The organism is Winogradskyella costae (genome assembly GCF_013403865.1).
Taxonomy (GTDB): Bacteria; Bacteroidota; Bacteroidia; order Flavobacteriales; family Flavobacteriaceae; genus Winogradskyella; species Winogradskyella costae.
This window is the reverse complement of sequence record NZ_JABFDK010000012.1, coordinates 38,850-61,942: the sequence shown is the minus strand read 5'-3', so window position 1 is coordinate 61,942 and position 23,093 is coordinate 38,850. Positions and strand designations below refer to the sequence as shown.

Annotated in this window: 12 protein-coding genes; 6 read left to right on the top strand and 6 right to left on the bottom strand. The window is 34.9% G+C overall.

Features of this window, described 5'->3' with window-relative positions:
* Positions 1–3 precede the first annotated feature (3 nt).
* Positions 4–1,200, top strand: a complete 1,197-nt coding sequence (locus HM986_RS16710; protein WP_179336186.1) for a putative glycoside hydrolase — start codon at positions 4–6, stop codon at positions 1,198–1,200.
* 76 nt (positions 1,201–1,276) lie between these two features.
* On the opposite strand, the gene HM986_RS16705 is transcribed toward HM986_RS16710, so the two are convergent.
* From HM986_RS16705 to HM986_RS16680, 6 genes are all read right to left on the bottom strand, one after another.
* A complete protein-coding gene (locus tag HM986_RS16705; RefSeq protein ID WP_179336185.1) occupies positions 1,277–2,428 on the bottom strand; it encodes an adenylyltransferase/cytidyltransferase family protein in 1,152 nt (383 codons plus the stop codon).
* A 192-nt stretch (positions 2,429–2,620) separates the two neighbouring features.
* Complete coding sequence (locus tag HM986_RS16700; protein WP_179336184.1) at positions 2,621–5,437, bottom strand: chitobiase/beta-hexosaminidase C-terminal domain-containing protein; 2,817 nt, start codon at positions 5,435–5,437, stop codon at positions 2,621–2,623.
* A 30-nt stretch (positions 5,438–5,467) separates the two neighbouring features.
* Positions 5,468–7,060: a glycoside hydrolase family protein gene (locus tag HM986_RS16695; protein ID WP_218841458.1), complete on the bottom strand. Its 1,593-nt coding sequence runs from the start codon at positions 7,058–7,060 to the stop codon at positions 5,468–5,470.
* Between the two features lie 25 nt (positions 7,061–7,085).
* Positions 7,086–9,638, bottom strand: a complete 2,553-nt coding sequence (locus HM986_RS16690) for a right-handed parallel beta-helix repeat-containing protein (RefSeq protein WP_179336183.1) — start codon at positions 9,636–9,638, stop codon at positions 7,086–7,088.
* Positions 9,639–9,676: 38 nt separating this feature from the next.
* A complete protein-coding gene (locus HM986_RS16685) occupies positions 9,677–11,200 on the bottom strand; it encodes a sulfatase family protein (protein ID WP_218841457.1) in 1,524 nt (507 codons plus the stop codon).
* Entirely contained in the window at positions 11,193–11,387 is a 195-nt protein-coding gene (locus HM986_RS16680; RefSeq protein ID WP_179336182.1) for a hypothetical protein, read from the bottom strand. The genes HM986_RS16685 and HM986_RS16680 overlap by 8 nt, the downstream gene beginning before the upstream one ends.
* Positions 11,388–11,526: 139 nt before the next feature.
* Here HM986_RS16680 and HM986_RS16675 point away from each other — a divergent pair, with 139 nt between their 5' ends.
* The 5 genes from HM986_RS16675 (at position 11,527) to HM986_RS16655 (ending at position 22,651) form a co-directional block, all read left to right on the top strand.
* Entirely contained in the window at positions 11,527–13,911 is a 2,385-nt protein-coding gene (locus HM986_RS16675; RefSeq protein ID WP_179336181.1) for a glycosyl hydrolase family 95 catalytic domain-containing protein, read from the top strand.
* Positions 13,912–13,921: 10 nt separating this feature from the next.
* On the top strand, positions 13,922–15,445 hold the full coding sequence (locus tag HM986_RS16670; protein WP_218841456.1) for a sulfatase-like hydrolase/transferase: 1,524 nt from the start codon (positions 13,922–13,924) through the stop codon (positions 15,443–15,445).
* A gap of 24 nt (positions 15,446–15,469) precedes the next feature.
* Positions 15,470–17,308 carry a sulfatase gene (locus HM986_RS16665; RefSeq protein ID WP_218841455.1) on the top strand — a complete coding sequence of 613 codons (1,839 nt, stop codon included), beginning with the start codon at positions 15,470–15,472 and terminating at the stop codon, positions 17,306–17,308.
* 374 nt (positions 17,309–17,682) lie between these two features.
* Positions 17,683–19,635, top strand: a complete 1,953-nt coding sequence (locus tag HM986_RS16660; protein WP_179336179.1) for a T9SS type A sorting domain-containing protein — start codon at positions 17,683–17,685, stop codon at positions 19,633–19,635.
* Positions 19,636–19,693: 58 nt separating this feature from the next.
* A complete protein-coding gene (locus tag HM986_RS16655) occupies positions 19,694–22,651 on the top strand; it encodes a sulfatase-like hydrolase/transferase (protein ID WP_179336178.1) in 2,958 nt (985 codons plus the stop codon).
* Positions 22,652–23,093 lie beyond the last annotated feature (442 nt).

The window sequence follows — 23,093 nt, the reverse complement described above, 5'->3', positions numbered from 1 at the left end:
TTAATGAAAAGCAATTTTGTTATCAACAGCGTATTATCATTTTTTTTATTGTTTTGTTCATGTGCAACAGTTCAACCCCCTTATAAAATAAGTGATGGTAGTACTTTTGAAACGAAACCATTTTATCCCAAATTTAATTGGAAAACAACCCCAATGTATTATATGTTTGGTGACCCAATAAGAGTGTTACACTCAGAAGAAGTCAACCATATTGCAGAACGCACAGATTTTATTTGTATTGAAAAATCGCATGGACAAGGACAATTAGGTGCTGCAGAATTAGGTGCAAAGCATGAGGTAGCAGCTTTTAAAAAGTTAAAGCCAGATATGAAAGTGCTTTTCTATTTTAATTCAGCTTATGCATGGCCATTTACATCTTATAATGAGAATTTTACGCATCAAAACATTAATAATCATCCAAAGCTTAAGGCGTTTTTAATAGAAAACCCTGAAACCAAAGCATTAGAGGAGCGAAAAAACGTTTTTTATTTTGATGTTTTAAATCCTAATTTTCAAGAATGGTGGGTAAATACGGTAGCAGAAGGCGTTGAGTTTTCTGGTGCCGATGGTGCTTTTATAGATCAAATGCATGGTTTTTCATGGTTACGCCAAGATAAAGCCCAAGACGTTCAAGTAGCCATGGGAACTATGATGAAAGCATTAAAAGAAAAATTAGGTCCTGATAAAATATTGCTTGGTAACAATGCAAATGCTAAGCTTGCACAACATGTTTTCCCTTTTATAGATGCCAATATGTTTGAACATTATGGAAATGACTTACTAAGTAAAGAAAAACTATTGAAGGATTGGGAAGATATGCTTAGAATTTCTAAAGCAGGAAAAATGTCTATATTTAGAATTGGTGTAGAGTATGACAGCCTAGCTGTTTCAGACCCTTCATTTTACAAAGGAAAATTTAGAAATGAACGTTTTGCAAAACTTTCTAAAGAGAAATTAGAGTTTTATCACGCTTGCTACTTAATTGGGGCTCAGCCATATTCTTATTTTCAATATGGTTGGGGATGGCAATTGGCTCATGGTTCTTTAATGGATTATCTAGAATTGCAAAAACCATTAGGCGCACCTAAAGGTGCATACCATAGAACCTCAACGACAGGTTGGGAGTTTACGCGCGAATTTGAACATGCTTCCGTTTGGGTTGATACTGAAACTAGACAAGCTAAGATAACTTGGCATTAAAAAAATTATAGTAATAGAATTTCAATTTTAGAAGTAAGTATCTATTTTTATAAAAAAGTAATTTGGTCAAAATTATTTACAAAACTTCTTTTCTACGAATATTAACGCGCATAGTACCTTCTATTGGCTTTTCAGAGACCAATATTAAATAGCCACCTCCGCCAGCACCAGCTAATTTCCATCCCAGTGCTTTGTCTTTATATTTATCAATCTCTGCCTTTATTTTCGGGTCAACCATTGCAGGAAACATTTTAGTTTGTGCTTCAAATGATTCTAAAAATCCTTCAGCAAATTTTTCCAAATCTTCACTTTTAATGGCGTCCCATACCTTATCTGCAGAATCAGAAAGCGATTTTACATTAGTTTCATTTATGTCGGTTTCTTTTAACAGGTCTAGCTCTTGTGCTCTTGGCCAAAGCAGCACCATACAAAGATGATCTTCTAACCATGAAAGCGTAGATTCAGAATGAATGGATTCGAATTTTGTTGGCCAATACCCATTATCATAATGATGCCTAACTACTCCTGGCATACATATGCCTATAGCATCTTGTGCGCCTGAAATTAATGCTGAACCAGGAGTATTTTCAAATTTAAAAAGTATTTCAGCTAATTTTTCTGGTTTATCAAAAGGCAAGTAATGTGGCCATATTTTTTTTGCCGCATTTCTTGTTGATGTTGACATACCACAACGTTCATTATACTCTATGATTGGCTCTAAAGATAAGGTTATAGCCCATCCTGGATGATACTTGGAAACGTATGGCTGGTCTATCCATGTACCTGCTAAGTCTATTCTATATGGTAATGAACAATTCCCTGTCGTTCTAATAGCTGTGGTTGAGCGGGGAGGTAGATCTGCATCAGGAACCCGTTTTAAAATTTTTAATTCAATACCCAAAGAATTACAAAACTCTTCTTTCATAGATGAAAAACCATCTTCATTCACCACAAAGAGATCTGGATTTAATTGTTTCAATTCCTCCTTAAAATCTAAAATTCCTGAGCTACTATTAACGAAAACCTCTTTTACATACTTTATAGAATCAATCATGTAAAGTCTTTCTTGTTCTGACGTAATGGTTTTACGACCCTTTAATTTTTCTATCGTCGCGTCTGAACCTATTCCTACATATAAATCGCCATACGTTGCCGCTTCTTTAAAAAAGGCAACATGCCCACTATGTAGCATATCAAAACATCCTGAAACAAATACTTTTTTAGTCATTCTTTTAATCTATATTATGAGATGTGAATCTAGAAAATAATAGGGTTTTAAAGCACCTAACTATACTAGTCTCCAAATTTCATACATTTTTTGATAAATAAAGATTAATCCTTAAAAAATCTGATTATTGAATTCTGATACACCTTTTAGCAGTCTTCTTATTACATATTATTTGTAATAATACATATACACTTAAGGAATGCTTACCTCAAATACCTTAGTACCATAATCTCTCACCGCAGTAATCTTTACGATTTGGCCAGAATATGTTTTAAGGAACTTCTGTAAATGTGCAATATTTGAAATCTTATGCTTGTTTAATTTTTGAATCACCCAATCCTTATCGAGTCCACCATCTAACCACATTTGTCCTTTTTTAGGATCCAAAGACTTAATATAACAGCCAAAATTATAGCCCCCAGTCGCATCTATTAAATCTGGATCGTCTGCAATATTAATCAACAAAGCGCCATGTATTTCTTTTTCAAGTGCTTTTCTAGATTTGGTAATTTTATCCTGATTGCTACTATCTGCCTTAAATTCACCAGCAATTAAGGTGCTTAACCAACTTGGATATGTAACTGTTTTTACGTTATTAAAGACGGCTTCTGCAGTAAATCCTATTGCAATGCCGTTAGTATTAAAAGTTCTTGCCTTTATTACGGTAGAGTTCTTTATTTTAAATGGTGAAGAATATACTGTTGAATTCCTATTGGGTTCTGAACCATCTGTGGTGAAATAAACCTTTGAACCCTTTTCGGCTCTAATATCTGCTTCTAAACTAACTTCAAGCTCATTTTCAAAATCACCTCCAAAAGGCAAAATACGTGTCATTTGATGACCAAATTCATCCATTGGGAAATTCTTAAAACCTAATTTTAAAGCTGGTGAGTTCTCTTGAATTTGATAATTACCGTTTACTGGATCCACAAAATTAGGATTAGCCACAATAGAACTTAGGTCATACCCTCTCCTATTCCATTCCTCCATATTCATATCTTGTGTCATATTAAAACCTTCAGGATTATTAACATTCCAATACAGGTTTTTATCGTAATTGGTACTCCATTTAACATCGGTTGGTAAAGCAACTTCACGTATAAAGTTATTTGTAGGCGTCGTTTTTCCAGGTAAAGTTCCAGCGATCACAAAAATATTGTTATAAATTTCATCTTCGGAATTTTTTGGCCATACATGCCAACCTAAAGGAACCGCACTTACGGTTATGTTGTTAAAAACCTTTCGTCCCATACCATCTCTTAGTTTAATGGTAGACCCTAAATTTAAATTATTATAAATCTCATAGTAACTAGAGCCATCATCTAAATCAATCGTCCAATTTCCTGCACTAATAGATTTGCGGTAATTAGCGATTCGGTTATTTCGAATAACCACATTGTCAATAGCATCCAGTCGTGTCAATTCCTTTATAAAATGCTCATCCGTTCCTCTACCTCCTTTCCATTGTCGCTCTCGTCCCCAAGAATTAAAAGGCCCATGTTCTCCGGTCTCTCTTACGGTTTCCCATATATCATTAAATTCGATAAGGTGTCCGCCCCAAGTACCATCATTAATACATATGCCTGCACGTGGACAATTATAAATGGTATTGTGAGACGCTGTTATTTTATGACTCATAGAAATGTAAACGCCTGCCACTTGTTTACCAACATCACCAAAATCGTGCATAATGCTATTTTCAACAACGCAATTCTTTGGATAATCTGGGGTTTTAGGACCGGCTTCTAAGTCCATATTTTCACGCATTTCATTCCAATTCTTACCATCCATTAATCTGTCATCCCAAGTTTGATAAAACCGAACAGCTTCCGGCGAACCGACAAAACAAACCGCACTTTCTCCGGTGTGCACAAACCGACAACCCGTTACTTTATTATTACGATTGTAGGCACTCATAAAAACACCATTTCCACCTACATATTCAAAATTACAATCAGCAATCAACAGGTTTTCTGTACCTTCCATAAAAATGGCACCACCTCTATGAATAGCCCAATCTCCGCGGGCAACTGGCTCATAAGACTCCATAAACGTGTAGTTGGTTTGTGTAAAATTGAATCCTTTAAACTGAATATGTTTTACAGGAGCTTCTTTAGTGCCCTTCAACTGAATCATATCTTTTATAACAGGAACTTCAATTTTAACGTTACTTAATTTTACGCCTTGCATCGGATAATAGTAAAGCGTATGGGTTTCTGTATTTAAGAACCATTCCCCAGGAACATCTAGTTCTTCAAAAATATTTTCAACAAAATAGTAAGACGCATGGCTTTTTTTCCCTCCAATACCATGTGTTCTTTGAAGTTGCCAACCACCTTCGTTAAGAAAAATTTTATTTTGTTCTCTATTAATTGATTTAAGTCTGTACTGCATATTTCCCCAGTTATGACTTTGGAAACCATGCACAATTCCTGTTTCTGGATGGCTCCAATTCTTATCTGAAAAAGTTTCAGGATCATAGGAAAACCATGTATCATAACGCTTATCTGTACCACCTGTGACTTGAAGGTATCCTTTCCCGTCTCGAAGTGGATTCTCATAATCATAATTAGGGAATCGTGCTCTAACTTGGCGTTCTTCATTAACAAATAATTGATCCATAGACAATCCTTCAGGAACTTGCGTTTGATAAATACCATTTTTATAGGCTTTCCATTCTAGATGCGCTAAGCGCTGAGAGCCTTTGATAATTACTTTTGCTCCAGGTATAGCTGAAAATATAACGGGATATTTTTCCGTTCCAGAATAATCACTGCCTATTTCAATAGTCTTATTAAGATAATATGCTCCAGAAGAAAACCAGACCGTAACGGCTTCTTTGCCAGCATATTTTTTCACCTCTTGTAAGGCTTTTTCAAAACTTAAATAAGGACTGTTTTTTGTTCCGGAATTAGTGTCTTTTCCTGTAGGAGACACATAAATATCTTTCGCAAAAGCGTTTCCTGTTATAAACAATACGGCAAGAACTATTAAAATATTTTTTATCATCTTATGAAACTTATATTCGGTTTTGATTTTTTATTCCTTAAACGAAACAATTACCTTATCCAGAATAGGTTTAGATTCATTTTCTGTAGTATCCGTCATTTTAACCTCAAATTGAAAACCATATCCTTTAGGTAAGTCAGAAAAATTCAACTGTGCTGGTGTTTTTTCAACTTGTTTAGAAAAACCTTTTATATAATCATACTCTTCCTTTACAACTTGCCAGTTACTCCACGCATTAATTTGTCCGTCATTGGTAGTGTCCACTCCCATGCGCACTTCTACGGTTTCTACCCAAGGACCAGTACTTACATAATCGTTTCTAGTTTGCGTAAGCAAGTAATATTTACCTTCTGCAAACATGATATCTGGATCTGGATGGCCTTGACCTATATTTCCACAAAATTCAAATTGTTTATTAATATCATCAGACGTAAACCAAGCAACACTCATATGTTTACCACCAGTCTTACCTGCTGGATCATAATCTGCGAATAAATAATATTGACCACCAATAGAAATAGAAGCCCAATCTCCAAAAGAATTCTGTTCTGGCTCATGGATTTCGTATTTACCAAAAGCAACGACGTCTCCTTTTTTGATTTTTTGTCTCGGAATATCAACAGGTGACGGTTTTCCAGGATAGTTATCAGGGTCTTCCTTAAACCAATGCGGATGTGCATATTCAGCAAATTTACCAGTTGGTTTGGTACGTTCATCTACAGGAGGGTTTAAAATTTTAAAATCATTAAAACCGTCTTTACTAACTGCATGCGTTGCTAAGGGCGAATCCCAAGCATGCGTAGAAGCATCAATAGGCGACCAATCTTCAGCTATAATATGAAAATTACCATCTAAATCTCTAATGACTGCACAATCAGAACCATCTGAGGGATCTTTAAAAGCCATGCCCATCTTTTTCCCAACAAGACCATCAGTTAAGTTGTCATCAATAAGTAAATGCGGATCTTGATCGTTTGGAAAATCGTAATAAAAATAAAATTTTCCATCAATATATTCTGCAGAAGTTACCCAACGTGAAGACATGTCTGATATAGGTCCATAATGCACCCAGTTTTTCATATCGATACTATGCCAAGCATGATAGCCCTTTAGCGATTTTTTTAATCCTGATGGAGCATCAAATTGATTTTTAAGATGTGTGGTTTTTAGTACCACATCATAACCTTTTAAGATGGTATCCTTACTTTTAAAATCATTCGGTCGTTTATTATTCTTTCGAGTATCATATTTACCAAACATCCAGTAATTTCCATCTCCTAACTGTAATGCGACAGGAGCATCACCTAAGTTTGCTGGTGCTGCAGTAGGGATTTGTTCCCAATTTAACCATTCTGTTGATTGAGAAAACGTAATGGATTTTGCAGCTCTTTTTTTTGTAAACTTTTTCATGGCGCTTTGGAATACAGCTTCCTTTTCAGTAGGAATTACTTTTCCATTGGTGATTTCCAAATTTGATTTTGTAGCTATATTCGCTTGCCAGTCTTCTTGAGACTCAAGGGTCCAAGTATCTTGTGCGTGTAGCATTCCACTTGCTGTCAATAATAAAAATGTAAGTGACAGAAATAAGCCTTTATTTACTTGTGTTCTATGGTTTGTTTTCATGATTTTTTTAGATGAATTATATGATTTATTTTTCAAAAGAAAATGTTTTTGATTCTTGATGTCTCCATACTTTCACGGTATGTTCATGGTTCGCTAATTGCTTCATTTTTTTAATAAAATCTTGTTCATTTGCTATTTTTTCCGAATTTAATTCAAATACGACATCATCCACTTTAAATCCCATTTTAGCCAATTTACTATCCTTAGGAACAGAAACCAATAAAACGCCATAGGTGTCAAACATTCCCGTTGCTGTAAGTTCGGCTTCTGTTTCTAGCGTTTTAAACTTAGCTCCAAATAATCCTTTCATCTTTTGCTCCACATACACATTGGATGCTACCTCTTTTGGTGCATGTATTTGAGGTTTCATCGCTAAACGCTTCAATTTATCTGAAGTAACACCAAAACCAGACATTGGAAAGTTTTTAAATCCAAGTTGTAATGCTGCTGATTTGTTTGAAACTGTAAAATCGCCATGTTGAGGCGCTGTAAAAAGAACATTTCCATAGAGACTTTCTGCATCATCTAATGTTTGCTGCTGTACTCCATAAGCAGGAACAACGTCTTTAGCATCTGGATTGTGAATGAAATTTTTATTACGTATACCTCCCCAAAGCGTTGGATTACTAGATTTGTATACTGTTCCGCCCCATAAAATGTTACTTTCAAAAATATCATGCGTTGGTTTAGGGTATGGTACATTACAGGTGTATCCTCTACCTAAGATTACATTATTAGTAACATTACGATGATAGCCTTCACGTGTTTTAATACCACCTGAAAGACTGATATTATTATAGATTTCATAATTAGTGGAACCATCATCTAAATCGATATCCCAACCATGATCGCATTGCATTCTGTTATTTCTAATTGTAGTTGTTTGATACGCATCCCATAAAGGCATATTCGGATACTTTTCTATATAATTACTAATCATAGGCTTTCCATTTTCATCCATTAAATCTGGTCCTGATGGGCCAGCTCTAAACCAAAAACGATCTCTTCCCCAAGAATTAAATGCGCCATGATCGTGCGTTTCTAGTACAGTTTCAAAACAATCGTTCCATTCTATAATATGACCTCCCCAAGTACCATCACAAATATTTATGGCGGCTCTTGGTGTATGACTAATAGTATTGTGGGCAATTGTAATTCTTGATGACATAGAAATATTGATTCCTGAGGCTTGCTTTTCAAAACGACCACAACGCATCATTAAATTATTTTCAACTATACAATCTGCTGGATATTCTTCAGATTTTGGACCAATTGTAGTGTCTATTTCATCTATTGGTGGTGGAAGATGTTGAAAACTAAATGAAGGATCACGAACCGCAGCAAAGGAACCAACCAAGTTCACATCCGTAGAACCATTATTCTGAAAAAAGTTGCTTTTAATTTCTATATGACGATTATAACTATCAATAAATACAGCGTTTCCTCCCAATTCTTCGAATGAACAATTTTCAACAATAATATTCTCCGTGCCACGTATATGAATAGCACCTCCACGATATACACACCAATCGCTTCTGAGTAAAGGCTCAATGGTTTCTTTTAAGGTTCTTTTTGTTCCCGTAAAGTGAATACCAGAAATCTGAATATGTTTTACCGCCTTAGTTGTTTCGTAGTTTTTAACAATGGTTTCTTTTTGTGCATTACCACTTTTGTGAATAACCATTTCTGCAACAGGTAGTTTATGCTCTCCATAAATCTCAATAAGGTGTTTAATTTGAAGAACGGCTTCAATTTTTGTGTCGTCAAGATTTACATGGGCTTCTGGCATATAATATAACCAACCGTCCTTGGTATTATGATACCATTCTCCCGGAACATCTAATTCTTCAAAAACGTTTTCAATCATGCGATACCCTTTGTGAGGCGGAGCAGATCGGTTGTTTTGCCAACCACCTTCGTAAACCAATTCTCCTTTATCGTTTTTACCCGTCACAAAATAATGCTGACTTCCCCAAAGCCCTCTGTGCATTCCATTTAAGATGGCTCCTTCTGGATTTTCCCATTCTGCGGCCTTTTTAGCATCCCAAGCGTCTGGCGTCGCTCCTGAAAAAGGAACTGTGCCTGCTTTTTTACCACGTACAGAATCATCACCACCTGTAGGTATAAATCCAGCGTTAAAATTTGGATACCTAGCCATATGTTGTCTGGTATGATCTACAAAAAGTTGATCTATAGCATTTAAATCACCAACGTTAGTTCTATAGATGCCATCCTTAAATAATTCCCATTTAGAGGAAATTAATTGCGCTCCAGTAATAACGACCTCTTCATTTTTAGCTGCAGCATACATAACAGGGAATTGCTCACTACCACTATCTTCTGTCGTAATCCTTAGAGGCGTGTTTAATCTATAAGTGCCTTGATGCATGATGATTTGACAGGGTTCTTTTCCTAAACGTCCACTAGCTCTTAATTTTTTCTGAGCAGCTTCAATAGTTAACAAAGGCTTAGATGCCGTTCCTTCATTAGAATCTGAACCATTTGTAGCGACATGGATATCTAGTGCATACATTGGTACAATAGATAAGAATAATAATAAGGTAATTAAGTTTTTCATTCGTTTAGATATTTTTTTATTCCTATTTAAGCTGTAATTTATTTTGCTTTATCTTCTGCATAAATATTGACATCTCTATCATTTTTTTGAATTTCCCCAGGTGTACTTCTTCCTTTGTCAACATAAGATTGAAGTAGTTGGGTTAATTCTTCTACTTTTTCAGGGTATTTATCCTGCAGATTTGTTGTCTCAGCAATATCGTCTGATAGGTTGAATAACTGCACACTAGGTGATCCTTCTGGTGTTTGCCCTGCTCTTGGCGTACTCCAACCACCAGACCCTGGACAAAGTGCTAGTTTCCAATCTCCTTTTCTGATAGAAAAAGAACCATTAATACTATGGCTAATAATGTCTTCTCTATTTGTTTTCTTTGGATCTTTTAACGTTGGTAAAAAAGAAATGGCATCGACACCTGATGTATCATCTAATTTTACACCAGTAATTTCAGAACAAGTAGCAATAAAGTCAGTCATACATGTTAATCTATCTGTTTGTGTTCCTGCTGTTATAACTTCTGGCCAACGAACAATAAGAGGAACGCGATGGCCACCTTCGTAAATATCGGCTTTATTTCCTCTTAGATTTCCACTAGGTGAGTGTCCTTTCTTTTTTAAAGCAGGAATTTTTGCAGCAGGCGAACACCCATTGTCCGTAGAAAATATAACAATGGTGTTTTCGGATAAATTATGTTTATCCAAAGCTTTTAAAACTTCTCCTACAACCCAATCTGTTTCCATTAAAAAATCACCATAAGGTCCTAATTCAGACTTTCCTCTCCATTTTTCACTAGGAACAATAGGCGTATGTGGTGAGGTTAATGGCAAGTATAAAAAGAACGGTTCTTTTTCTTCAGCTCTCTCGTTTATATAATCCACTGATTTTTCTGCAAAAACTTGTAAACATTCACCTGATTTAAAACTTGGAGCAGAAGGCCCTTTTCTAGAACGTATCTTTGGGTCATTCATAACAGAAGGGATTTCTGTCACTTTTTCATTTTCAATATATACATAAGGAGGCATATCTAAAGAAGCTGCAATGCCATAAAAGTAATCAAAGCCATTACTTGTTGGCGTTATAGCAGGTTTAGTATAATCGATATTCCATCCTCCACCTATTTGCCATTTTTCCTTCTTATAATTAGGTAACAGTTCCCAACCGATACCTAAATGCCATTTACCAATCATTGCCGTATGATAATCTGCTTGCTTTAACAAACTTGCTACGGTTGTTTCATCTTTTTTAAGCAACGGTTTTGCAGTCGGTTTATGGATGACCCCTTTAGATAAACTTGTTCTCCAATTATAACGACCGGTTAAAAGTGAATAGCGAGACGGTGTGCAAACGGAAGATGAGGTATGTGCATCTGTAAAACGAATCCCTTCTTCTGCCAAACGATCTAAGTGTGGTGTCGCCGCTTTTCCTGTGGTATGAGAAACATCACCTATTCCCATATCATCGGCAAAAATAAATATGATATTTGGACGACTAGTATCTACTTGTTCTTGTGCTCGTATATGTTGGCTAAAACATAATACAAAAATTGCAATTATAGATTTATACATTTTGATCTGGATTGGATATTGGAATTAATAATGTAAAACTATGCATTAATGCTACAATGTGTTTTCTGTTATCGACCATTTTCTTACTCAATTTAAACTTGAGCAAATCATCGCGCGTCATCATGGACGTTCTTAGGGTCAATTCATTTTTTTTTCCTATACGGATTAGTAACCAAAAGGGTGTCATATTTCATATTTAAAATTTGGTTTACGCACTATATATTTACTGAATGCTGAAATAAAGAAAGTAATTGCAAGATTAGAGAACAACTTTCTTTAGTTAATAAAATATATTTGTTATTCATTATCTAAACAAATATTAGTCCATGTTTCGATTAAAATTAGAAATACGTATTCTTTATCTTTTTATTCTTGTTTCGAGCACCTTATTTTCTCAGAATAATCAGGTCGATTTTAAAGTGGATTATGAATCCTTTTTATCCAAACACGACCTGCTTTGGGATCTTGTTCCAGACAAATGGCAAACCGCGCCTTATTCAGGAAATGGTAATGTTGGCTTTTTATTGTATCAAAGTCCAGAGGAAAACGACAATGTCATCTCATTACATATTGGTAGACATGATTATTACGATCATAGAGAAGCTGAAACAAAGGCGGATGAAATGCTTTGGATTAAACGAAGCCGTTTACCATTAGGTCATTTTAAACTGAGATCTAAAGGAAAGATTACTGGTATTGATATGCGTTTAGATTTATGGGACGCAGAATTAATAGGTACTATCACAACGACTAAAGGAAGTTATAACATTAAAGGGTTTACACATAGCACCACTGATATCATTTATTTTGAAACAGATACAAAAGATGAAGACGTAGAAATCACATGGCATGCTGAAGATCCTATTCCTCCTGTATACGAAGTTTTAAAGAGTGGTGGAGGACCAAAAGGAGGTACATGGGATAAAATGAGGGCTGTAACTTTAGAAATGGCACCCAAACCGACGTTCAGTGAGAAAAACGGTTACAAATTCTGTTACCAACCCTTGTATGATAATAGAGGAGAAACTACTACAGGTTATAAAATAACAGGTAATCCTTCCGGAAAACAACAATTAATAGCGAGTGTACACCATTGTTTTCCTGATCATAACTCACTAGAAATTGTTAATGAAAATTTAGAAACTGCAGAAGTACTTATCCAAAAAGACAACTTTGTATCTACCCATCAAAAATGGTGGCACGACTATTATCCATTAAGTTTTTTAACCATCAATGATGCGGAAAAAGAATCGTTCTATTGGATACAAATGTATAAACTAGGCTCTGCTTCTAGAGGAAACGGACCCATTTTAGATTTAATGGGACCTTGGTATAACCGAACGTTTTGGCCAATGGTTTGGGGCGATTTAAATGTGCAACTCATCTATTGGACGCATTTAACAGCCAATAGAATGTCTATTGGAGAATCTCTACCAAACAACATTGATAAATATGCTAAAAACCTAGAAAACAATGTGCCTGGAAGTTGGAAAAATAGTGCTGCCGTTGCTGCTTTAATGCCGCAAGACCTCATCGCTTTCAACGGAGCAAAAGTGCCAGATATGTTAGCATGGATGTTAAACGATTATTGGTTGCATTGTCAATTTGCAGGCGATGATATTCGTATGCGAGATAAATTGTTTCCTATCTTAAAAAAGACGGTAAATAGTTATTTAAATTATATAAAAGACAATCCTGTAGAAGCCGAAGACGGCAAAATTCATATTAAATACAGTTGGTCGCCAGAATACAAACCTGGTCGTGGTCAAGATATTAACTTTACGCTAGCCCTCATCCGTTGGAGCTGTCAAACCCTAATTGATATTGATGAAAAGCATGAATTAAATGACCCGCTTAAAAAAGAATGGAAACATCTGTTGGATAATTTAGTGGATTTTCAAATCGATGAAAATGGTCTTATGGTTGGAAAAGATAGACCTTTTGCCAATCCGCACAGACACTATTCGCATCTATTAGCCTTTTATCCTTTGATGGTAATCACACCAGAAAAAGAAGAAGATAAAAAACTACTGCGCACGTCTTTAGACCATTGGTTAGATGTGACGTTTAATAGTGGTAAGAAAATCAAAGCCATGCCAGTTACAGGTTATACAGCAACTGGAGCATCTTCTATGTATGCCAATTTAGGCGATGCTGAAAAAGCGTATTATTATTTAGATTTTCTAATTAAGCATAAAAATATTTCGTCTACTACGATGTATTCCGAAGGAAAAATTAATCCGGTTATTGAAAGTCCGCTGTCTTTTGCCACAAGTTTACACGATATGATGTTGCAAAGTTGGGGCGGAAAAATACGCGTATTTCCGGCAAGTCCGAAAAAATGGAAAGATGTTGCTTTTCATGATTTAAGAACACAAGGTGCCTTTTTGATCAGTGCTAAAAAAGTAGAAGGAGTTACCGAATTTGTATCTATAAAAAGTTTAAAAGGAAATGCATGTGTCGTTCATGTAGATTTTGAAAATCCTAAATTTTATATCGATGGGAAGTCCGTTTCTATAAATCAATCTGAAGATGGTTCTTACAAAATTGATTTAAAGCAAAATGAATCGGTTATTATTACTTCCAAAGAAATAAACAAAACAGATTTAAGCATAAAAGAGTTACCTAAATCGGAAGCAGAGCAAAATCTATTCGGCTATGGTGAAAAAACAAAACGACTACCAGGTCATAAATACTACAGTTCTTATTAAATATAAACTCATGAAAAAATCTATTCTATACTGCATTTTTATATGCGCTTCGTTTATAGCATGCAAAGCACAAGAACAACAAAAGAAACCGAATGTCATTTTTATTTTTTCAGATGACCAACGGTATAATTCTCTGAGCATGACAGGCGACCCAATAGCGGAAACACCAAATATCGATCAGTTAGCAAAAGAAGGTGTCTTTTTTAACAACGCCTACATTACAAGTCCTATTTGCGGTCCAAGTAGAGCCAATATCTTTACAGCACAATGGGAACGAAAAAATAAAATTGGGTTTACCTCTGTTTCTAATAATGTGATTTCAGAAAAGTCATATCAAGACAGTTGGCAGTCGCAATTAAAACAAGCTGGATATTCAACTGCTTTTATTGGAAAACACCATACCAAAATTGGAGATAAAAGAAATACACCTTTAAATAAAGATACTGACTTTGCTTATTATGGTAATGGTCATTTGGGGTTTTATCCTGCAAAAAGACACAAACAGTTTGCTAACCTTAAAAACAAAACACAAATAGAAGGGTTCTTAGAAGCGACCAAAGCTTATTTGTCACAAGATGAAACCTATGATTACTTTTATAAAAACGCAGACCCATCTATTAAAAATCAATTGAAGAAAAGAGATCCTAACAAACCCTTTTCGGCATGGATTAATTTAAATCTTCCGCATGCGTCTAGCATTGGTGGTATGGGATCGGAAAACACAGATCCAGAATATTATAAAACAAAATACGATGATGTAAAGCATAAAATGGAATTACCAGATGACTATCCTCAAGATATTAGTTTGCCTAAAGAAGTGTATGCAACATCCGATTTAATGAAATATTATGTCACGTCTAATAAAGGCAAATTATTAAATGAAAAGCTAAAAATGGATCGCGCTAATTATGCTATCGATTTAATGGTAGGGAATTTACGTGCCTTTTTACAAGAAATTGGTGAAGCGGATAATACCATTATTATATTTTGCTCCGACAATGGTCTGTTTTTAGGCGAACATGGATTAGGCGGAAAAACCATTTTGTATGATGAATCTGTACATGTGCCAATGATTGTGTATTCCCCATTTTTCAACGATAAAACAAAAAGCAAAGTAGTTGATGAATTAGTGGTTGGTCAAGATATTCCTGCAACTATTTTAGAAATGTGTGGTGTAGAAACACCGGAATCCTATCAAGGTAAAAGTATGCTTCCACTAATTGCCGGTGAAAATACAGATTGGAGAGAAGACATCTTTTTAGAAAACTTATTTACAGATCAAGGTTACCCTAGACAGGAAGGAGTGCGTAGTAAACAGTTTAAATACATTCGCTCTTTTAGTAAAGAAAATGACCGAAATAAATATGTTCCAAATCAATCTATTGAAACGGATGAACAACCGATTTACGAAGAATTATTTGATATTATCAACGACCCAAAAGAACAGAATAACTTGGTTGGGAATAAAGACTATTTAGAGATTTTAAACGTGTACAGACAAAGATGTAAAACCCTTGTGTCTGAACTAAATTAGTTTTACAATTAAGTAATAATCATCATGAAAAAAGTATTTCTATTAGGAATGGCTTGTTTAGTTATGTCAAGCAGTTTTGCACAAGAAAGACCAAAAAAGCCAAATGTAGTATTAATTTTAACCGATGATTTAGGTTGGCAAGACGTAAAATGCTATGATATTGACGAGCCTTCTCCATTCGAAACTCCAAACATAGACAAATTAGCTAAAGAGGGAGTTTTATTCTGGCAAGCGTATTCTCCTGCAACGACGTGTTCTCCGTCTAGAGGTGCAATCTTATCTGGCCAACATCCAGTGCGTTTAGAAAGAACTAGTGTAAGAGGTGGACATCCACCATTGCCTTTTAATCATGCATCTACCTTAATTAGTCCTTGGATGAGAGGTGCATTAAATATTTCTAAAGTAACGATTGCCGAATCACTTAAATCTAATGGCTATAAAACAGGACATTCAGGAAAATGGCACGTTGGTATTGCTGTAACAGACTATCCTGAACCTAAAGATCAAGGATTCGATTTCTCAAAACATGGTTTTGGCGCTCATAAAAGAATGACCGATCGTACAAAAGGATTTGCAACGACGGATTCTTCAGATCCATTTACACTAGACGAAGATGGTTTTCCTTTTGATGATATCACTCAAGACGGTATTGATTTTATGGACCAAAATAAAAAAGATCCATTTTTTCTTTACTATTGCTCTCGATTAGTACACACGCCTATTCAGACACGAAGTGAAGATTTATTGCGTAAATACTATGAGAAATTAGGTTTAGAGTACCCAAAAAAGAATGATATGTGGGACGAAAAGGGTCAAAAAAATGCCTATTATGCTGCCATGGTAGAAATGATAGATCATTACACTGGTCAACTGATTACATATCTTGAAGAAACAGAAGATCCAAGATGGCCAGGACATATGTTAATCGAAAATACCTATGTTATTTTTACTTCAGATAATGGTGGTATGGAACAACATACAAAAGAAATTATTACAGACAACTATCCTTTAGACAAAGGAAAGATAAATGCAAAAGAAGGTGGTGTAAGAGTACCACTAATCATAACAGGACCAAATATTGCTGCAAATACAGAATCTAATGTTATGGTAAATGGTGTGGATTTCTATCCTACGATATTAAGTTGGACAAACACTCCAAAAGATGCAAATCAAATATTCGATGGTGCTGATTTATCTACATTACTAGATAAAGACCCAACAGATGCTAAATTAGTTTTAGATCCTAAAACCGGAAAACCAAGAAATACGATGATGTGGCACTTTCCAAACAGCGCTATGCAATCTACATTACGAATTGGAGACTTTAAACTTGTACGTGAATATACGGCTACTGAAGAAAAAACAGATTTAGCCTTATATCAATTGTACGAAAATGGTTCTAAACGTGTGGATATTGAAGAATCTCAAAATCTAGCAGAAAAAATGCCAGAGAAAACAAATGAGATGAATCGTCTTTTAACAGAACGATTAGAAAAACTAAATGCAAGATATCCTTATTTAAATCCAACTGGTAAATCTGCGTTACCTAATAAATCTAAAATACCTACTGTTGTTGAGCATGGCATAGATGGTAAAAATGTTTGGTTAAAATATCAAAACAATGGAGCTAAGGTGGTAAAAGCAGAATTAATTTATACAACTAATGGTGGTGTACGTGGTGAAATTTGGTTTCCTGTTTCTATGAATCTTAGAGATGATAATGTTTCTGTAACTTTACCAAAAGGCACAACGCACTATGTTTTTAATTTAATTGACGAAAACAATTACTTAATAGGTTATCCTGATGGTGGCTACCAAAAAACTACTAAAGTATTTGCAACTAAAGCAATTGCCGTTAAATAATTAAAATTATTTCATATTTAAAGAAGCACAATAGGATTTAATTCTATAGTGCTTCTTTTGTTATTTATTCATATTACCTCAACTATATCATTACTAAAACGCAATTCAGAGGCTATTGAAACCACTATGCAAATCTGCTTAATTTAAATAAATGGTCGATTTAAGTCTCGCTTTGGTTAAAGGGTTGAATTAAAATACTATATATAAATAATAGCACTATTCCACTGTATAACGTGAAATTGGTAGTATAGAGCAATGATTTAGTGAATGAGAGAAAATGTAGTTAAGTCTCTAATCTTATTTTTACATGGTCTTCAAACTATGAAAATGATGATTTATTTGGAGGCTATTAAATAAATTAAGCAATTACCGTTATGTCAAAGTTTTTATATATTTTTTTATTTTCAATATCATTTGTACAGATTTCTAATGCACAATTTTTGTGGTTAGAAGATCAAACGAATACGCGTAAAATTGAGTTTACAGCCGAAGAAGATGTACCTACAAATTTAACAGGAAACATTCCAAACCCTAATACTTCAGGAATTAATACACACACTATTGTCTCTAAATTTAATAGAGTTGAAGGTACACAAGATTTTTTGGAATTTAATTTATTCAATTACGTAACAGATTTAACCGATTATACAGTTACGTTTAAAGCCTATATTGATATACCTACTGATGAGCTAACTACAAACAATTCAAAATTAAGAGTGTTTTTTGATAGTTCTGATGAAGGACAACGTGTTTATGAACAATTGAATTTTACAGTTGGACAAGAATGGGAAACGTTTACGTTTCATTTTGAAAATATTGTGGTTCCACATGTTGATGGCTATGACCTTATGACAATAGGTTTTGCTAATGGTAGTATAGAAGAACCAGCCATGACTTATTATATAGATGAGATATACGGATCAACAGATCAAACCGCTACCGTAGGAAATCATCCAGCTGCTTGGTTACAGGGTTCATGGGGAGTTACATTTCCTGTTTTTGGTGGTGAAAGGTTAGATGCAGAAGTTGCTACAGGCCATGACCCATTAGGAGGTGCGCAAGAGGTTGTTGCTGAACTTCCAGCTGCAGGGCACGTTATTACAAACCTTAGTTATTTTGCACACTCTCATTATTTTACAATGAGAGATAATACTAATGTAGATGTAGCTACAGAGATACACGAAAGTTTAGTTCCTACTGCAGAGAATCAACAAATCATGCTGGACGTCTTGCAAACATTTAAAGATGCAGATAAGAAGATTATTTTGTACATATCTTCTAACTATTTAGATAGAGCAAGTGATGAAACGAAAGCGGCTTGGGTAGATTATTATACAGCTAATTTTAATGGAGATGAATATTTAGCTTACAGAGATTTAGTTCAAGGATTTATTCCTGCGATAGCAGAGTATGCTGATGGATATTGGTTTGATACAACAGGAGTACTTCTTGACGATGGAAATTTAGAAGATTTTGTTCAAATGTTTAAAGATGCCGATCCTGGAGCTGCTATGTCAGTGTCTGAGTTTGGTCATAAACATTATATAGATGGCGTATTAGTTGCCGTTGATTCTGATGGAGTTGATGATGAAGATGATAGAGACTATGATGTATCAAACTTTAGAGGAAACAATACTTCTCAAGATTTTACAAGAGGACATGTCTCTGCGTTAGCTGGTGGTGCTCCACCAAATTCTTGGGGATACGAAGAGTTTACATTACCTGCTATGGTTGGTAATCCTTGGTCAATGTATGAAAAAAAACAAGTATTAAAACATGCATGGTTTCCTATTAGAGATAAATGGCATGTTAGTTCCGCAAATTTAATATTTGGAATAGAAGATGCTTACAGATTTACTAAAATTCTAATAGATGCCAATGCTGGTGTTACCTTTGCAACTACAATATCTAATGCTAATGCTGATGAAGGCCATATGATGGCTGATGAAATGCTTATTATGAAAGCAATTAACGATAGACTTCTTTCTAGTCCTGTACCCGATTTTGAACCATATGTAAGACCAGATGGGGCTTATCTAGTCGGTGAAACGCTAAGTACAAATTCATATGAATTTACTAATCAATCAGATGTTAAGTTGTATCCCAACCCAGTAGCTGATCGACTCACAATTTCTAGAACAACTACAGATATAAATAACATAACGGTCCTAAACGTACTAGGAACTAAAGTACTGAATAAAACATGGACTAATGGCACGACGACCACACAATTAGATGTGTCTACTTTAAAATCAGGAATTTACCTTATTAAGCTTTCGAATGGAAATAATTATAGCATCACTCGAAAAATAATAGTATCCAAGTAAAATAAGTATTTGTAACTAATGTAATTTTTGATAAAACTTTTTTAAATAAACTAATTTTATGATGAGAAACACAACACTACTTTTATTATTCAGCATTCTTTTTTTACCACAAATAAATGGTCAAGAGATAATTAAACCAAATATTGTTTTTATTTATGCAGATGATCTAGGCTGGCAGGACACTCAGTTAAATGATGTTGGAGATGTTGTTCCTTGGGAAACACCTAATATGTTAGCATTGGCTGAGGATGGAGCTAATTTTTCACAAGCCTATGCTTCAGCACCAACTTGTGCACCGTCAAGAGGAGGTACAATGAGTGGTAGAATGCCTCTTAAAACCAAAATGACTCATGTCGCAGGAGGGCAAATACCTAAAGTTAAACTTTCAAATAAAACTATAGAGTCATATTATCCTGGTAGATTACAACTAGACGAAGTGACCATAGCTGAAGCATTAAATCCTTTAGGATATGTATCTGGTCATGTTGGTAAATGGCATATGGCAGCTAATCACAATATTTATCCGGAAGCTGTAGACCAAGGGTTTGATTATCAGGACACCGATAGAGGAATTACGAGAAGTATGGGAGACCGATCTGTTGACTTTGCTACAGATGCAGAAGATGATCCTTATCGATTAGACGCAGATGGAAGACCTTATGATGCTGTAACAGAACTAGCATTGGATTTTATGGATGATAACAAAGAGGAACCCTTTTTTCTATACATGGCTCACTGGTTAGTTCACTCACCAATACAAACAAGAGATTTAGCATTACTAGAATATTATTGTGATAAATTAGGAATTCCTGTGCCTACAACAGATGCAAATATTACCACTCCAGGCCAAACAAATCCCTATTATGGAGCGATGATTGCGAGTTTAGATTGGAGTTTAGGGAGAGTAGTAGATTATTTAAAAGAGACTGATGACCCAAGAAATCCAGGGATGAAATTATTTGATACAACGTATATCATATTTGCTTCAGATAATGGAGGTGCAGAAAATCATGGGTCAGAAATTATTACAGATAACTTTCCTTTAGATTTAGGGAAAACACACACCAAAGAAGGCGGTTTGCGTACGCCATTTGTTATAACTGGACCTGGTATTGTGGAAAATCAAGTATATGATAACATAGTTTCTCATTTAGATTTTTATCCTACAATTATGGAGGTTACTGGAGCAGATGCCGTTCTTGATGCAAATGTTCTGAACAATTTAGATGGTGTAAGTTTATTTCCTTTTTTAAGTGGCACTGAAACAGAAATAAAAAATAGTGACAATACTGAAAGAACAGACCTTTTTTGGCATTACCCACATGGACAAGACGAAAGAGCATCTTCAGCTATTAGAAGTGGAAATTATAAATTGTATAAAATCTATGATAACGGAGATTATTATAAAGCCTACCAATTATATAATGACGATGGATCTGACAGTGATATCGAAGAGATGGTGGATGTTATAGATACCATGCCTGTATCGCTTAAAAATGAAATGATCTTAAACCTAGAGACGCTTTTAGCTGAAAACGATACAAGAACACCACATTTTAATCCAGATTATAATGGTGATCCTTTAGTTAATCAAGATATTGTTCCTTCTATAACTTCAACAGTTTATGATGAAAATACAGGTGTAGCCACAGCAACGCTAACTACTAATCCTGGAGATGCAATTATTGAAACGGCTTATTTGCTTTATAGGATAGAAGAAGTAGACACACCAGAAGAAGAGTGGTTTGAACTTCCTGCAACCATAGATGGTAACGTGATTACAGCCGATGTGCCAGAAGTAGCTACAGGAGTTGTGTTTACGTTAATAGATGAAAATAATTTTGTAGTCATATCGGATGCCATATCAATATTTAACCCTTATAAGATAATACTTGCTAACGCTGTTGGAGAACAAGCTTTTAAAGTAGTAGATGAATATGCTGAGTTAATTGGGAATACAACTATAGGTGGTACAGCTTATTTACAAGCAAGGACTGAAGAAGGCGGAGATGGAGCAAAATTTTATGTAAAAGCTCCTGCAGATGTTGAAACTATAACTTGTGATAAAATTACATTAGGAATTATATCTCAATCAGCAGATACTGTAAATGTTGATATTATTATTGATGGAGAAACACAAAGTTTTACATATACAAGTACAAATAATAATACTCCAGAATTATTTGAATTTGATACTCCAGTGACATTTACACAGTCATCTAAAGAAATACAGGTCATCACAACCTCACTTTCTAATTCGGGTGGGTTAACACCAAGAGTAAGATTTGTAGATCTCTTCTTTAATGTTTTAGGAGCTACACAACCACTTAGTGAAATAACGCTTAATACAACGGAAGAAGAACAACAATTTGAACCAGAAAGTACAGATGTATATGCAGAATTGATAGGAAATACCACTACTGGTGGTGCATTTGTACAAATGAGAACAGAAGGCGGAGGCGATGGTTTTAATATCAATGTAAAAGCTACTGAATCTGTATTATGTGAAAAGATAGTATTTAGAGTGCGGTCACTTGCAGGTGATACGGCAAACTTTGATGTTACTATTGGCGGCGAAACTCAAAGTTTTGAATACACAAGTACGAACAGTACAGCTGATTTAAATTATGAATTTGATACGCCAACAACAATAACTGAAGCGGCGCAAACTATGGAGTTTTTAGTAACTAACCTTTCCAATGCTACTATAGATACTACACCAAGATTTAGAGTTTACGCTGTTACATATCATTTAGACTTAAGTAGCTTAGGAGTTGATGAGGTGCTAGATAATAGAGAAGCACTTAAATTATTTCCTAATCCGGTTAAAGGCACTTTTAGTCTTTCAAAATCCGTAGCATCAGGTGTATTGTATAGTGTACATGGCGCTAAAGCATACGAATTTAATAATCAGTATCAAGACATCGATATCTCAGAGCTCAAAACAGGCTTATACTTTTTGCAAGTCATACATGAAGATGGTAGTAAATCGACTTTAAAATTATTGAAGGAATAAGTTCAATTTTATAGAATTAAAAATTGCCCTTTTGCATCGAAGAGATACGTTATCTGATGCGAAAGGGCATTTTTTTTTAGTGTCAATTAACGATTCTAAAGTTGACGAAATAAAATGATAATATGCAATGTATGAATAAAACCAAATATTTAGTGGCAGATAACTTGGATTAAAAACGGTTCAATCGCAACATACATAAATATGCCTTTTTTTTCGCCATAATTACAAGATGAAGACACTATAATTACTGAGGTTTTGAGTTCTCCAGGATCTATTTTACTTCTATTGGTAAACGGCAAATTTAGACAGCACAAAGAATTAGCAACTCGTGTTTTGCGTAATTTACCTAATGCAAAAACATTCGAATTCGACAATTAGTATTAAGACATCGATATCTCAAACCGCAACAACCGACCTATCCTTTTCGCACGTTTTATATGAA